Here is a 15179-nt window from a genome sequence, read left to right on the forward strand (position 1 = left end):
AAAGGAAATACTATTAAAATAAGCCATTAATCTCAGCATCAATGGTATTAATAACGTGACCTAAGTCTTCAGGCTTGTCTACAAAATTTAGATTGTCAACATCCATAATCAATAATTTACCTTTGTCATACCCATGGATCCAAGCTTCGTAACGCTCATTAAGTCTGCTTAAATAATCGATGCTAATAGAGTTTTCGTAATCGCGACCTCGTTTATGGATTTGTGATACTAAATTAGGAATTGAACTGCGTAAATAAATCAATAAATCTGGACCTTGAACCAACGATTCCATTAAATCAAATAAAGTGCTATAGTTGTTAAAGTCTCTATTGGTCATTAAGCCCATGGCGTGTAAGTTAGGCGCAAAAATATGAGCATCCTCATAAATTGTTCTATCCTGAATGATATCCTTGCCACTTTCACGAATTTGCAATACTTGACGAAAACGGCTATTTAAAAAGTAAACCTGTAGATTAAAACTCCAACGCTCCATTTGATTATAGAAATCATCTAAATAGGGATTATCTACTACATCTTCCAATTGTGCTTCCCATTTATAGTGTTTTGCGAGTAATTTGGTAAGCGTTGTTTTTCCAGCGCCAATATTTCCAGCAACAGCAATATGCATAGTTAATTTATTTTTATTCGGAATTCTTGGAGAGTTTCAAAGTTGTAAATATACAAGGTTTCATTGGTTACAAAAAACTGTGGAATTAAAATATTATCGGTTTTTACAGGAATAACGTTTTTTGAATCCTTAGGGAGAAAAAATAGCATGTTATCTTGTTTAAGGTACACAGACTCGTTGTTCTCAACAAGTTGCGTATAGCCATTATTCTTTATTTTTTTTACCAAACTACCAAAATAGTTGTACACCAATAGTTCATCTTCCGTTAGTAAATAGGCATAATTATAATTGCTTTTCAAGTCTAAAACGGGGCTGTCAATGGGGTTCAAGGTTTTTGCTTTGGTTGTTCTGGTTTTATAATCAAAGACCTCTAAAAGCTGTTCATCTTGATTAAAAATCCATACGGTATTATCGTAGCCAGTAGAAACGTGCGATACGTTTTTGTAATTGTTGATACTGTTAAAATCAACTTTAAAAATTTCGGCTAACCTATTATCAAGAATAACCACCGTATTTAATTCTTGATAAAACAGATTTATTTTTAAGGGGTTGAAGCTATTTGCGGTAGTTAATTTGCCTAATTGTAAATTGTTATAGCTAATGGCAGTGTCTCTATTCTTCTTATATATAGTACTTTCTTTAGTGAAGAAAATGGTGCCAAAATTATCAATGCCTACAACACTATCAGCATTTAGTTTTGAAGTTTTTACAGAAACAATTTCAACAGATTCCTGAGCGCCCATTGAAATACATAAGAGTAAAACTATAATTTGAATAATTTTCATGCAGTTTGAAAAATACAAAAATCAAACCACTTTTAGCAGATTAACTTGTAGCCATAGCCTCGAACATTAATAATTTCAATATTCGTATCCTTTTTAAGTTTTTTTCTCAGCTTTGTAATGAATACGTCCATACTTCTAGCGGTAAAAAAATCATTAGTTCCCCATAATTTATTCAATATTAAAGAGCGATCTAAAACCTTGTTTTTGTTTTTAATCAGGTGGAATAATAAATGTGCTTCTCGATGCGTAAGTTGTACTTTGTTTTCAGATTTATATTGAAGCGTTTGTTTTGGGAAATTGAAGATAAAATCACTTAATTCTATAATTTCCGATTGTTGTTGCTCCTTGGTACGATTTAGAAGGCTATTGATACGAACTATAAGCTCTTCCATACTAAACGGTTTTTTCAAATAATCATTACCACCAATGGTAAAACCTTCTACCACGTCCTGCGTTTGCGATTTTGCCGTTAGAAAAATGATGGGAATGGTGTCATCAATTTTTCGAATATCCTTGGCTAAAGTAAATCCATCTTTTTTTGGCATCATCACATCAAGCACCAAAAGTTCAGGTGAGACTTCATGATACTTTCTCAAAGCCTTTTCACCATCTTCGCAAAGGGTTACATCGAAATTTCTAGTTTCTAAACTTTCTCTAATTATTTGTCCCAAAGCAGGCTCGTCCTCAGCTAATAGTAATTTGATAGCATTATCCATGTGGTAAGTTTATTTTAAATGTTGTCAAATTATTGCTTAGATCTAGAGCAATAGTGCCATTGTGCTTATTCACAATAGTTTTTGTGTAGTACAAACCTATGCCATAACCTTTTACATCGTGGGTGTTGCCTTTTGGTATGCGATAAAACTTTTCGAAAATGCGTTGTCTGTTTTCTTTTTTTAAGGAGTTCCCATTGTCGGAAATATTAATTTCTATACCATTTTTTGAGTGCTTTAAATGTACTGAAATTAACTCTCCTCCGTATTTTACAGCGTTATCCAAAATATTATTTATGGCGTTTTCAAAATGAAAAGCATCGACATTTATCATAAGTTTTTCGTCACTAAGATGTAGTTTGAAACTTTTATCTTGATGTTGCGTTTTATAACGATTGACGAGTGCATCCAATAAGTGGGCAACATCTAAAGGCTCTTTGTTGAATTTTAAAGACTCACTATCCAGTGTAGCCGTTTCTAGTAATTTTTCTACCATCACATTTAACTTCGAAAGCTGGACGGTAGACATGTCTATATACTGTTTGGTTTTCGCTTTGTCTTCAATAACATTAAAGTTATTTATGCTTTCCAAGGCAACACCTATCGTAGCAATAGGCGTTTTAAATTCATGTGTAATATTGCTGATTAAATCGTTTTTCACCTCGGCTAATTGTTTTTGATCCTTAATTATTTTCAACAGGAAAAAAAGGCAACTAATAACCGCTAACACCAATAAGGTAGAAATTAAAATAGCGCTAATACCTTTTTTAAAAGCTACCCAATTGGCATTTTCAAAATGTACACTTAAAGTACTGCCTTTGGGTAAAAATGTAGACTTTGAATAAACACTTAAAAGTTTAGGATTCACAGAAATGGAATCTGTTTTTAGTTTCTTTACATTTTCTTTTGAACTGAAAAAATCGGGGAATCGTTGTTTTTGCTTATTGTAGTTTAGACTGTAATCTAGATCGATTTTCTTGTCAGCCAAATTAAGCTTCAAAAGGCTGTCCACTTTTTTAACATCAAGCGTATCGTTGCTGATGGAAATTAATACTTTTGAAGTCAATAGTTCAAGATTCTTCCCAATACGTAAGCTGTCGTTTTCAATAATATGTAATCTTTGATGTTTTTTAGTAGAATCCTTTTTCCAAAACGGAAACTTATTGTCTTTGGTTTTCAAATTTTCGGAGTCTTTTTTTATACCCCGAATAACGGTGATGCCATCAATTGTATTTAATTTTAAAGAGTCTAAACCTTTGAAGATGCTATTGTTTTTATCAATAGATTTTGAAATATCCTCTAGGATGCCACCTTCTTTAAAAACATCGTTTTGACGATTACCATCAAATCTTAATCCGAGTGTTGTTTTTTGAGCTAATTGGGCATAATAATCATCTACAACCTTATCCAAACTGGTCTGTACATCAGCAATCAATTGCTGTTTATTTGATTGGTGGTTTTTATAGTTCCAATACCCTTGTAGCCCAATAGTAGCCAAAATTACGGCAACAATTATGTAAAGCGTGTATTGATATCTTTTATCGTTCATACTCCAAAAGTAAAGGGAAAAACCCTTAAAAACTAATCGGTTAACACACGTTAACACTGGTTAACTTTTTAATCGGAATTTGGGTTGGATATTTGTACCACATCAATCAAAAAACGACTGCAGTTGTGTTTTTTAAATCAAATTATTAATCTTAAAAAATCAAAAAATGAAAAATTTATTTACCATGTTATTCCTAATTTGTGCATGTTCAATTTCAGCACAAACCAAAATGAATGAAGAGGTTTCAAAAACAATCGTTACGTTTGAAAATCTTGATATTTCTGTTACCGTAAATTCCTCAGATGAAATAAAATCCGCGCTTGACGTCAAAGATATTAAGTCTATTGTGGCAGATGTTGATGATAATGAATCCTTAAGTTTTGCAATAACATGCAAAGATGAAACTGAAGGCTCAAACAGTTATGTCACTTACAAAGTAAAAGGTGATACTAACGATATTGATAGTTTTATTAAAAGTGTTAAGGTGATAAAAAAATCAGCAATTAAGTATTACAAAAACAAAATATAACAATGAAGACTTTAGTAAAAATTTTAATAGTAGCTACTTGTGTTCTAATTTCCAAATTACAAGCTCAAGACTTTCAAGGTATAGCTACCTATAAATCGCACCGAAAGGTAGATTTAAAAATGGACGATAGTAAAATGAGTTCAGAGCAACAAAAAATGATTCAGGAGCAATTGAAAAAACAATTCCAGAGGGAGTACACGTTAAAGTTTAATAAGTATGAGTCCGTCTACAAGCAAGAAGAAAAACTGGAAGCGCCCCAACCCGTAAGTTCAGGAATACAAATTAAAATAGCGCAAGGTTCTGATGTCATGTACAAAAATGTAAAAGAGCAGCGCTACAGCAATAAAACTGAAATTTATGGTAAGTTATTCCTAATTAAAGATTCATTGACTAGCCGAAAATGGAAATTGGTAAATGAAACTAAGAATATAGATGAATACACCTGCTATAAAGCTATTTTTGAGGATGAGTATACTACTAGAACAATTACGGAAGAAGGTGGTTTTGAAACGGTAACAAAACCTAGAACTACCACAGTTTGGTACACGCCGCAAATTCCTGTAAGCAATGGGCCAGATGACTATTATGGGTTGCCTGGTTTAATTTTGGAGGTTAATGATGGGCAAATGACTTTGATATGCTCTAAGATTGTGATTAATCCTGAAGAAGCAATTGAAATTGTTGAACCCAAGAAAGGAAAAGAAGTATCTCAAGAAGAATTTGATGCCATACAAGAAAAGAAAACCGAAGAAATGATGGAGCAGTTTAGATCTAGTGGTAGAGGTAGAAAAGACGGTAACCGTGTGATGATAAGGGTTGGAGGTTAGGCTTTAGTAAACTTAAAAACTAAAATATGTTAGTGTCTTATTAAAATTAAAAATTTTGTTTAATAATTAACTATATTTGTTAAACATTATAATCATAACACTATCATCATGAAGCCATTAAAATTTTCCGTAGTAGTAATTTGTTTAAGTTTTTTAGTGTCGTTTTCAGGGAACACCCAAGAGTTTCAAGGTAAAGCTGAATATGTTTACAAAGCGCAAATGAATTTGGGACGCTGGGGTGCAAAAATGAGTGAAGCACAAAAAAAGCAAATCGCTGCCCGTTTAAAAAACCGATTGGAAAAAAAATATATTCTAACCTTTAATAAAGAGGCTTCTGTGTACGATGAATATGAAAAGTTGGATGCCATGTCTGGAGCAACAGATTCTTGGGGAAAAAACTTTACACCTGGTGAGCAATACAAAAATGTGAAAACCAATGCTTTTGTTCAAGAACAAGAGTTTTATGGTAAAAAGTTTTTAATACAGGATAGTTTGTTGAAAATAGATTGGAAAATGGGTACGGAAACCAAACAAATTGGAAACTATACATGTTTTAAGGCTACGGCAATGATACCGAGTTCTCAAATGGCATTTTGGGAATTTTCATGGAGCAAATTAAGACAGGAACAAGGCGAAACAGAAGAAACTGAAGAAAGTGATCAAGAAAAAGGCGAGCCAATGACGGAGGTAATTGCTTGGTATTCACCACAAATACCAGTTAGTCAAGGTCCTTCAGAGTTTTGGGGACTGCCTGGATTAATCTTAGAGGTAAGTTCTGGTTCTACAACAATGTTATGCTCTAAAATAGTGATTAATCCCGAAGAAAAAACGGAGGTAGAAGCACCAAAACGTGGTACCGAAGTCACAAAAGAAGAATACAAGGACATCATCTTTAAAAAAATGAAGGAGTTTAGGGATAATAGAGTAGGCAGAAGATATAGTCGATCTTAGTGTATTTTAACAAATCTTTAATACTTAGGGTTTAAACGAAGTAACGTTAATAATGTCTAATGGGTGTCCAAAATTTGGTTTGGACTGCAACGTACATCGATTTAAAATTTCATTATGACTTCTATCAGCCTTCAACGACTGTTTTTATTCGTTTTTATATTTTCAACAATTTTTTCAACCGGTCAAGACTTTCAAGGTAAAGCCTATTATATGTCTAAAACCTCTGTAGATATGAGTAATTTTGGGCGACCAAACATGACCGAGGAACAACGCAAACGTATGGAAGATCGCCTGAAAACCCTGTTCCAGAAAACTTTTGTTTTAACTTTCAATAGAACAGAATCCGTTTACAAGGTGGAAGAAAAACTTGAAGCGCCAAATCAAAGAGGCGGAAGGTTTACCGCGATAATGGGAGGCGCAGTTGATGGTGTTAAGTACAAAAATGTTAAGAATAAAGCACTATTACAAGAACTAGAACTCTTCGGAAAGCTATTTTTAGTGAAAGAAGAATTGCCAAAACTTGAATGGAAAATTACGGGTGAAACAAAACAAATAGGCGGTTATACCTGCAATAAGGCAACGGCAATTAAAACGTGGAAAGATTTTGATATGACAGCCTTAAGAAGACCGCCAAATAATGAGGATAACCAAGAAAACAAGGAAGAAGTAGAGGAAGAGGAACAACCTGAAATAGAAGTTACAGTGTGGTATACCATGCAAATTCCCGTGAATCAAGGTCCAGCAGATTATTGGGGATTACCGGGTTTAATTTTAGAAGTAAACACAGATAATATTACTATTTTATGTTCAAAAATTATACTGAATCCAGAAGATAAAGCAACTATAAAAGAACCTACCAAAGGTAAAGTGGTCAGCAAAGAAGAATATGTTGAAATTGCCACCCAAAAGTTTCAAGAAATGCGAGAAAACTTTAGGCGAGGTGGACAACGCAGAGGTGGAAGAGGATAAAAATAATCAAAAGCAATGAGAATAAAACTAACCATAATATTGACCCTTGTGGCAACCTTGGGGTATGCCCAAATAAAATTACAGGGTGTTGTAAAAGATAGTATTGGTGCACCACTTGAATTGGCAAATGTTGTTGCCATTAATCAAGAAACAAGTGCTCTAGAATCTTATGGAATTACCAACGATAAGGGTAAATTCATCTTGAATTTAAGTAAAAATTCAACTTATAAATTACAAGTGAGTTATATCGGGATGAAAACCTATGAGGAGCTCATTGAGACCACAGAGGCAGATATTGATAAAAATATTACTATGGTTACTGATAATGCCTTGGATGCAGTAGAACTCACCTATGAAATGCCAGTAACCATTAATGGTGATACCTTAATTTACAATGCAGATTCTTTTAAAAACGGTACGGAACGAAAACTCGAGGATATTCTCGAAAAGCTCCCCGGTGTTGAGGTAAATGATGAAGGCCAAATTGAGGTTGAAGGGCAACGTGTTACTAAAGTGATGGTAGATGGTAAAGATTTTTTTGATGGCGATTCCAAATTGGCCACTAAAAACATACCCTCAAATGCTGTAGACAAAGTACAGGTTTTAAAAAATTATGCTGAGGTGGGGCAGTTAAGTAGCGTTACAAATAATCAGGACAACTATGCGATAAACATCAAGCTAAAAGAAGGCAAAAAGAACTTTTGGTTTGGGAATGTAACCGCAGGTGGCGGTGTATCACCAGACGACGAATTGTATCTAGTACAACCAAAGTTATTTTATTACAGTCCTAAATACAGTATCAACCTGATTGGCGATTTGAATAATACAGGCGAACCTGCATTGACGCGTCGTGATTTACGTGGGTTTGGTGGTGGTTTTCGTCCACCAAGTAGAGATAGCGGTACTAGTTTAAATTTAGGAAATAACGATTTAGGCTTTTTAGCCACCCAAAATAATCGTGCTCAAAATATAGAGAACACATTGGCTTCAGGTAATTTTAGCTATTCGCCAAACAAAGCATTAGACATAAGTGGTTTCGGGATATTTAATAGTAGTACTGTGGATATTCGCCAAAAGCGTTCTGTACAATACACCAATCCAAATTTGGGAATCCCTGATGAAGATACAGACCAATTAACAACACAACGTTCTGATATTGGGTTATTAAAGTTAAGCGCATCTTACAAACCTAATGTAAATAACCAAATGGATTATGATGTCTTAGGACGTGTAACCAAAGAATCACAAGAACAAAATTTCTTGTCGTCTGTTATTGGTAACACAAACGAGTTTGAGGATAACACGCCTTATAGCATCAATCAAAATTTGAATTATTACTACACGCTGAATGATACAAATATTTTCGCTTTTGAAGTACAGCATCTATTGCAAGATGAAGATCCGTTTTATAATGCTTTTTTAGAAGATAAGGATAACTATGAAAATACAGCCGATGCCTTGGGTTTAGATCCGGACCAAATAGGATATAATATTAATCAAACCCGACAAGTAAAAACCAATCAATTAGACGCAAAGTTGGACTATTGGAATATTTTAAATGACAAAAGCAATATCAATTTTACTTTAGGAGCGATAACCAGTAGACAGGATTTTAATTCTGAGTTATTTCAAATTTTAGATGACGATTCTAGTTTTGATCCGATACCGAATTTTAATGATGGTTTAGACGTTAATGATGTTGTATATAGCTTTAGCGACTATTATTTAGGGGTGAAATATACCCTAAAGTCAGGTATTTTTACGTTTACACCTGGGCTTTCTGCTCATGCCTACAGATATGGCAATAATCAATTCGGACAAGAATTTCAAGATAATTTCGGATTGCTATTACCAAGTTTTGAAACGCGAATGCAGTTTAAAAAGAGTGAGAGCTTAACATTACGTTACAACATGCGAAACCAATTTACTGATGTTACCCGATTGGCAAGTGGAATTGTGCTTAACGGTTTTAATAGTATACAAGCGGGTAATCCAGAGCTGCAAAATGCAGTATCTAATAACCTAAGTTTAATTTACAGAAGCTTTAATTTGTTTAACTACACCAATGTATTTGCTGTTATCAATTATAGCAATGCCATAGACCAAATTAGGTCTAGAGCCAATTTTGAAAGTGTGGTACGAACCAGCGATTTTTTTAATTCTGGTTTTACAGATGAAAGCGTTACGGCTTTTGGGCGTTTTCAACGCACCTTTGGTAAATTAAGGGCAAGTATCAATACACGGTTTAATTACAGCAAGTTTAACCAGTTTATACAAGACGAGCGTTCTGTGAACGAGAATTTTACACAATCTTACACACCAGAATTGAGAACCAATTTTAGGGAAGCGCCAAATTTTGAAATTTCGTATCGTTACGCAGTAAATAGAAACCAACAAGGAGGTAGAACCACTACATTTACCACCAATGCACCATCCATTGAGTTTGATGCTTACATCTGGAAGAAATTTACGTTTTTAACGGACTACTCCTATACGCGTCAAAGTAATCCTAATGGATCGCCACAGGAATTTGAAATTTGGAATGCTTCGTTATCGTATAGAAAAGACCGCGATGCCAAATGGGAATACACGCTAAAAGCTACCAACTTGTTAAACGCTACTTCATTGATACAAAACGGTAATAATAATGTATCTGTTTTTGCTTCGGAATATTTTATACAGCCACGGTTTGTGACGTTTCGGTTGCGGTATGAGATTTAGGAGGTTCGCTTATCGTCTCTTTTATGGTGCGTTTGCTTCCCGAAGGGAGCATATGCATTATACAAACCGTTAGCAACAGTACTTTTTCACTTCTATTGCTTTATTATTTTTCTATTATAAGTAGAACCATTATTTGTTATTACACAAAAGTAGATACCATTTGGATAATTCGACAAATCTATTTTATAAGAGGACTTTTCTTTATCCGATATATTTTTTAATAATGTCCCAGTAATATTATAAATTTTTATATCCAAAAATGAAATATTCTTCAACTTAAAATTTACTATTCCATTAGTTGGATTTGGATATATTGTTACAATGTCTGAAGATGAATTCGCATTATCATTTTCTCTTTTAGATATAACTGATTTAGATTTTGAAGAACAGTTTGTATTACAATATATACTACTTGTTTGAGGGTTTCTATTTTGGAAATAATGAATTACTGTTTCTCCATTAATTTTGGTTCTTTTTTGGATAATATCCTCAAATCCATCACCATCTATATCAACAATTCTTACTCCATTATCATTTAATCCTTCATCTACAAAGTTTATGGGAGGTTTAGAATAATTATGTTTTGTATCGGTAATAGGGTGCGTCTCCCAACCATCGCATTTGTTAAGCCAAACGTTTTTTTCATTTTCATTACTTATCACAAAATCTTTTAATCCATCATGATTAATATCAATAAAACGAACTCCATTATCTTTACCTTCTTTTGATATTGGAACTGGGGGTACATAGCCAAAAACTCTATTCCAACCATTACCGGTATTTTCATAAGCAAGCATTATACTGCTTTCTGAATTAATATACCTATGAACAAGCATATCATCATCACAATCTCCATCAAAATCCATAAATCTAACACCAATGTCATCTATACCGTCTACAGCCGTATGATATGGAGGAATAAAGAGATGCTCATTATTAATTGTGTCATTAAGAGTAATCTTTCGCCATCCAGGATTTTGGTTTATATAAACAGCCTTATGTTGAAGATTCTGACTTTTATATCTATTTAGTAATATATCTTTATCACCGTCACCATCAATATCTACAAAACGACAACCTAAATCTCCAATAAAATCATCTGCAATAGGATAAGGTAGATTGTATCTGCTATCTTTTTGCCACCAACGCCCTTCAATTGTTGATGGACCAGTCGGTTCAGCGTTCAAATAAACTGCTACATCATTAATAGAATCAACCAACACCCCATTACGATGTCTAAAACGGATGTAATCCTTATATCCATCTCCATTAATATCTACGAATCGACTGCCTATATCCGGGACCCCATCCTGAGAAGCTGGAAATGGTAAATAATATTGAGGTTCATCGATTATTGTGGTTTTATTATTTCCTATGTGTTTCCTCCAACCAAATCTTTCTTTTGTGTTAAGTATTGCTACTTTGAAATTGTTTCCGGAAGTAATGTATCTATTAACAACAAAATCCTTATACCCATCGTGATCAACATCAACAAATCTTACTCCTAAATCGCCAATTCCATCCTTTGAAAATGAAGGGATTTCTGTAGTATCATTATCTCTTCTTAGGTTATAGTTGTTTCTTTCAACCCATAATGAACTTGCTCCGAATGTATTGTTTTCAATTGTTATGTTTTCTTCTTCCTCACGTGATCTTTGTTTGATATTATTGTAAATATGCATATCTTCATCTTGGAATCCATTATTCAGATAATATCTCCTATACTTGTTTATGGGAATACCAATATTGTTTATAACCTTAATATTACTGCTTAACTGGTCTAGGTAAATGGCACATTTATGTTTATTTTCAATATTATTTATATTGATTTCATTATTGCTGATTTCTGTAATTGCTTCGCTATTTTTTAACTCACCAAAATTATAAATACCTCCTCCATCATTTAATAAGTTCATTACGTTATCTATTTTGTTTCTCCTAATTATATGTCCTCCGGGTAATCCAGATTGATTAATCCAACCTGTTATGATACCACTGTAGGGAAGATCAAAAATTGTATTGTCTGTTATAATGGTTTGCTTTGTATTACCAGTATAAATAGCGACGCTGCCATGATACTCATCACCTATATTACTTATTTCATTTCCTTTGCCATACTCTCCAATCCTATTACTTTGACAAATGTTGTCATTGTTTAATGTAATATTCTCATTCGTCCCAATAGAAATTGCGTTGGAGGCAATGGATTTAAAAGTATTATTAATAACTAAATTATTACTAGATCCATCGGAGAAACCTAATGCCGTAGCTCCTAGATTTACTAAGTTGTTATTTTCAAAAATAATGGAGCTAGATCTTTTAAAACTAATATTTGAAAGCCCCATAACATATTTAATATTATCATTTTCCCAAATACCGTATTGATCTAGTTGTCTATGGAAATATCCTTGATTTGGTTTGTCCCAGGTGGCATAGGAAAAAGTAAGCCCCTTAAAAGTAACATTACTTACCTCTTCTCCAATAATTAGAGATTCAAGTAAAGGGATTGTAATATCAATTTCATGTATATTTTGATCATCTAAATAATAATAATATAACCAATTGGTATCTCTATCAAAATACCACTCTCCTGGTTCATCTAAGAAATTCAAATCATTTTCTAGTAAAAGAACATTTTGATAAAATTCTCTCTGATTGAATTTAGCTAGTAGTTCAACAAAGTTGTTGGAATTATCAATTATAAGGCTCTGACCCTGTTTTTCCTGAATAGGAACTCTAATCTCTTTCCAGTTATGTTGTGTCACTAACTCAATGTATTGCGGTTTTAATATGGAAGGTACATTTGAACTATTTTCTATTGTATATGAATTAAAACTATTTTCTTCTAAAGTAATTTTTGCAGGATGAGAAATTATGTGTTTAGATCTAGTTGCCTTGACACCATTAACATAAAACTGCCTAAACCTTTTCCTTTTATTTATTGTATCAATTGGAGTCGAATCTGAGCTTCCAAAGAAAGAATTATTTATATGAGTTTTGTATATTTTTGAACTATAAGGAGTCCAAATTAAATCCATTAGTTTTTTTCCCCCACTTATAATTACCTTTTCATTATTGTAGTTTTGATATGTTACCTTGAAAGAATCTGTCCCACTATCTTCTATACTCAATTTAAAAGTTTCATCTAGTTCATATGTTCCCCCTTTTAAATAAACATTAATTGGAGAATTCATATTAACTCCATTATATTCCAATACTTTTTTTCTTGCCCTTTCTAAGGTTTTAAAAGGTGAGTTTTCGGTTCCATCATTATTATCATTACCATCAGGAGAAACATAAATGTTTTGAGAAAAAACCGATGAGGTAATAAGAAATATAATTAAAGTGAGTATTATTCTAACTTTCATAAGGTTTTTGATTTTTCAGTATTTTTGCTAATGTTAAGATGTGGTTATGTTTTAATGCTTCGACAAGGCTCAGCACAAGTGAACTATATCATTCGATAAGTAAAGATAGACGAAAATTTTTATAAATTCAAGTCGCCTCTAGCAAAAAAAGACCACTGTTTAAGTGGTCTTTTCAAAGCTATAATAAGACTTTTAACCTAGTCTCTCAATACATGGATTACACCTGTAATTGTGTGCGGATTGCCATTAAAGTCTTCATAAGTTCCGCTAAAGTTAATATCAATATACTCACCAGTAGCACCTAATGCAGTCACGTTGTAGGTAATATTATTGTTGTTGTCAGACATACTTAAACACTCTCCAATAAAAATACCAGTATCATTCATGTCCTCAAACTCTAGATTGTCATAAGTGCCAGTATGTGGCGCATCATTTAATGTTCCGAACAAATAGAAACAACCATTACTTGTGCCGCCGCCATCTCTTTGTCCAGAAATGTTTAGATTATTATCACTATTACCTCCTGTAGGCATAAAAGTAGCCTGAATGTTGGTGGTGATTAATAATTCTTCGGTATCATCAACAGTGTATTGAATGAACTCAGTTACCGCATCACAGGCCAACAAGTTTCCTAAATTGGTTTCATCTGCATTAAACGTATAGTTTATGGCACCTGTAGTTTGTAAATTATCAGTATCCACAGCTTCAATTGAAAAACTATTGGATGACGAACAACGCAACAGGTTGATTTGAAAAGTACCATCGGTTACCGTGTCATAGAATGTTTGATCTCCGTAAGTCAATACCACATAGCCATTGGAAATTAGGTTTTCATTACAATCGGCGAATGTTCCTAAAACTGTTTCATTAATAATGTTTGCGTTTTCTTGCACTACAATACTTATGCTATCATCTGAATTATAAGGCCCAATCGTTGCTGTGTAAATCACATTCGAACCGCAAATGGCAAAATCGTAAATATTAATTTCTAAGGTTTCACCGCTAGGTACTAAACCACAAACCTCTCCAAGTTCGTTAGTGTAGCCGTCACGTGTACCAAAGGTTGTGCTGGTAATGATAACCCTGCTATTTGCAAAAGGGGTTTGGTCTTCATTTGTAACCGTTACACAAAGGTTTACGGCTTCCGTAGGAATATCACAATTCCAAAATGAAAAGTGCTTTACGGTGCCAATATAATTGTTGCCAACTAAGGTGGCTTCGCCTTCTTCAATCCAATAGCCTTTGGCCTCATCGAAATACCAAAATGGAATAGTGCTTGGAGCCACAGACATCAAACTGGCGTCTACAGGGATTTTAATTTCTGCGGAACTGTTTTCACCTAAATTCAAATCCTCACCTCCAGAACCTCTTAATTCCACAGCAAGCATGCCTAAGGTTTGAAGCATACGTTCTTGGTTGTCTTCGTTTTCGGCATATAGCATCCCCGGCATTTGTAGCGGCATGTTTTCATCCGTTGGATCTAAATGATGGATGATCACATCCAAACTTCCAGAATAGGGTGAACCGTCCTCTTTAATGTAATCGCCTTTTAAGCTCACCGAAGCGCCATTGGCAATAGCAATAGTTTCCTCACTACCGCTATTGGTAGTGCCTGAAACGGTTTCTTCTAAAAGCATAATACTTACTTTGTTGATGCCATTGGTAGGCACCAAAGCACGAGAACCAAGTATGTAACCTGCTTTTTCGGCTTTTAGATAAGCAAAACGTTGATTTACTTGTGCACCTTTAATATTAAAAACACCGTTTTCATCCGTTACGGTTTGGTCTGAGCCAATAGAAATGGTAACATTTTCAATTGGGTTGCCGTTACTGTCCATTACATTCCCTAGAAAAGAACGGGTGATTTCGCTACCGAAATTTTCACTAAAGTCAGAAGTGTTATCCTGTTGGTCGTCGTTTGCAATGTTGTCTTTGTCGCACGACAAAAGTATTCCAAAAAGGAAAAAAGTACATAATAGTTTAAGTTTCATAATCATGATTATTTGTAGGTTGAACAATTTGGGGCGATGACTGCCAAAGCAGTCATCTGCTTATATAACAGGCAAGATTAAAAAACTCCTACCTTGAAACTTAAAAAAAAATAAAAAAACCCTTTAAACACGGGTGGTTTAAAGGGTT

Annotated in this window: 11 protein-coding genes; 5 read left to right on the top strand and 6 right to left on the bottom strand. The window is 33.8% G+C overall.

Annotated features, from left to right (window positions below):
• Nucleotides 1–13 precede the first annotated feature (13 nt).
• The 4 genes from AC1B0Z_RS13270 to AC1B0Z_RS13285 are packed head-to-tail and all read right to left on the bottom strand — an operon-like array spanning nucleotide 14 to nucleotide 3675.
• Entirely contained in the window at nucleotides 14–628 is a 615-nt protein-coding gene (locus tag AC1B0Z_RS13270; protein WP_483792521.1) for a deoxynucleoside kinase, read from the bottom strand.
• A gap of 2 nt (nucleotides 629–630) precedes the next feature.
• A complete protein-coding gene (locus tag AC1B0Z_RS13275; RefSeq protein ID WP_483792522.1) occupies nucleotides 631–1413 on the bottom strand; it encodes a hypothetical protein in 783 nt (260 codons plus the stop codon).
• A 32-nt stretch (nucleotides 1414–1445) separates the two neighbouring features.
• Nucleotides 1446–2129, bottom strand: coding sequence for a response regulator transcription factor (locus AC1B0Z_RS13280; RefSeq protein WP_483792523.1), 684 nt, complete (start codon nucleotides 2127–2129; stop codon nucleotides 1446–1448).
• Nucleotides 2122–3675: a sensor histidine kinase gene (locus AC1B0Z_RS13285; protein WP_483792524.1), complete on the bottom strand. Its 1554-nt coding sequence runs from the start codon at nucleotides 3673–3675 to the stop codon at nucleotides 2122–2124. Before AC1B0Z_RS13285 ends, AC1B0Z_RS13280 begins: the two co-directional genes overlap by 8 nt.
• 166 nt (nucleotides 3676–3841) lie before the next feature.
• Between AC1B0Z_RS13285 and AC1B0Z_RS13290 the strand changes: the two genes are divergently transcribed.
• The 5 genes from AC1B0Z_RS13290 to AC1B0Z_RS13310 all read left to right on the top strand — a co-directional run bounded on the left by AC1B0Z_RS13290 (nucleotide 3842) and on the right by AC1B0Z_RS13310 (nucleotide 9672).
• Nucleotides 3842–4204 (top strand): hypothetical protein, encoded by a 363-nt coding sequence (locus AC1B0Z_RS13290; protein ID WP_483792525.1) that lies wholly within the window; start codon nucleotides 3842–3844, stop codon nucleotides 4202–4204.
• Between the two features lie 2 nt (nucleotides 4205–4206).
• Nucleotides 4207–5031 (top strand): GLPGLI family protein, encoded by an 825-nt coding sequence (locus tag AC1B0Z_RS13295; protein WP_483792526.1) that lies wholly within the window; start codon nucleotides 4207–4209, stop codon nucleotides 5029–5031.
• A 108-nt stretch (nucleotides 5032–5139) separates the two neighbouring features.
• Complete coding sequence (locus AC1B0Z_RS13300) at nucleotides 5140–5982, top strand: GLPGLI family protein (protein ID WP_483792527.1); 843 nt, start codon at nucleotides 5140–5142, stop codon at nucleotides 5980–5982.
• Nucleotides 5983–6096: 114 nt separating this feature from the next.
• Nucleotides 6097–6951 (top strand): GLPGLI family protein, encoded by an 855-nt coding sequence (locus AC1B0Z_RS13305; RefSeq protein ID WP_483792528.1) that lies wholly within the window; start codon nucleotides 6097–6099, stop codon nucleotides 6949–6951.
• Nucleotides 6952–6966: 15 nt separating this feature from the next.
• Nucleotides 6967–9672: a carboxypeptidase regulatory-like domain-containing protein gene (locus AC1B0Z_RS13310; RefSeq protein ID WP_483792529.1), complete on the top strand. Its 2706-nt coding sequence runs from the start codon at nucleotides 6967–6969 to the stop codon at nucleotides 9670–9672.
• A 92-nt stretch (nucleotides 9673–9764) separates the two neighbouring features.
• Here AC1B0Z_RS13310 and AC1B0Z_RS13315 read toward each other — a convergent pair whose 3' ends face one another.
• Both AC1B0Z_RS13315 and AC1B0Z_RS13320 read right to left on the bottom strand, forming a co-directional pair.
• On the bottom strand, nucleotides 9765–13040 hold the full coding sequence (locus tag AC1B0Z_RS13315; protein ID WP_483792530.1) for a T9SS type A sorting domain-containing protein: 3276 nt from the start codon (nucleotides 13038–13040) through the stop codon (nucleotides 9765–9767).
• Between the two features lie 197 nt (nucleotides 13041–13237).
• The gene (locus AC1B0Z_RS13320) at nucleotides 13238–15031 is read right to left on the bottom strand and encodes a carboxypeptidase-like regulatory domain-containing protein (protein WP_483792531.1); all 1794 of its coding nucleotides are present in this window, start codon (nucleotides 15029–15031) and stop codon (nucleotides 13238–13240) included.
• Nucleotides 15032–15179: the final 148 nt, after the last annotated feature.

This window comes from Hyunsoonleella sp. J2K-J805 (assembly GCF_057167125.1).

Bases quoted from the DNA above. Each gene is read 5' to 3' on its own strand.
- AC1B0Z_RS13315 (WP_483792530.1), bottom strand. From the start codon at position 13,040: ATGAAAGTTAGAATAATACTCACTTTAATTATATTTCTTATTACCTCA.
- AC1B0Z_RS13310 (WP_483792529.1), top strand. From the start codon at position 6,967: ATGAGAATAAAACTAACCATAATATTGACCCTTGTGGCAACCTTGGGG.
- AC1B0Z_RS13300 (WP_483792527.1), top strand. From the start codon at position 5,140: ATGAAGCCATTAAAATTTTCCGTAGTAGTAATTTGTTTAAGTTTTTTA.
- AC1B0Z_RS13280 (WP_483792523.1), bottom strand. From the start codon at position 2,129: ATGGATAATGCTATCAAATTACTATTAGCTGAGGACGAGCCTGCTTTG.
- AC1B0Z_RS13290 (WP_483792525.1), top strand. From the start codon at position 3,842: ATGAAAAATTTATTTACCATGTTATTCCTAATTTGTGCATGTTCAATT.
- AC1B0Z_RS13320 (WP_483792531.1), bottom strand. From the start codon at position 15,031: ATGAAACTTAAACTATTATGTACTTTTTTCCTTTTTGGAATACTTTTG.
- AC1B0Z_RS13275 (WP_483792522.1), bottom strand. From the start codon at position 1,413: ATGAAAATTATTCAAATTATAGTTTTACTCTTATGTATTTCAATGGGC.
- AC1B0Z_RS13305 (WP_483792528.1), top strand. From the start codon at position 6,097: ATGACTTCTATCAGCCTTCAACGACTGTTTTTATTCGTTTTTATATTT.
- AC1B0Z_RS13285 (WP_483792524.1), bottom strand. From the start codon at position 3,675: ATGAACGATAAAAGATATCAATACACGCTTTACATAATTGTTGCCGTA.
- AC1B0Z_RS13295 (WP_483792526.1), top strand. From the start codon at position 4,207: ATGAAGACTTTAGTAAAAATTTTAATAGTAGCTACTTGTGTTCTAATT.
- AC1B0Z_RS13270 (WP_483792521.1), bottom strand. From the start codon at position 628: ATGCATATTGCTGTTGCTGGAAATATTGGCGCTGGAAAAACAACGCTT.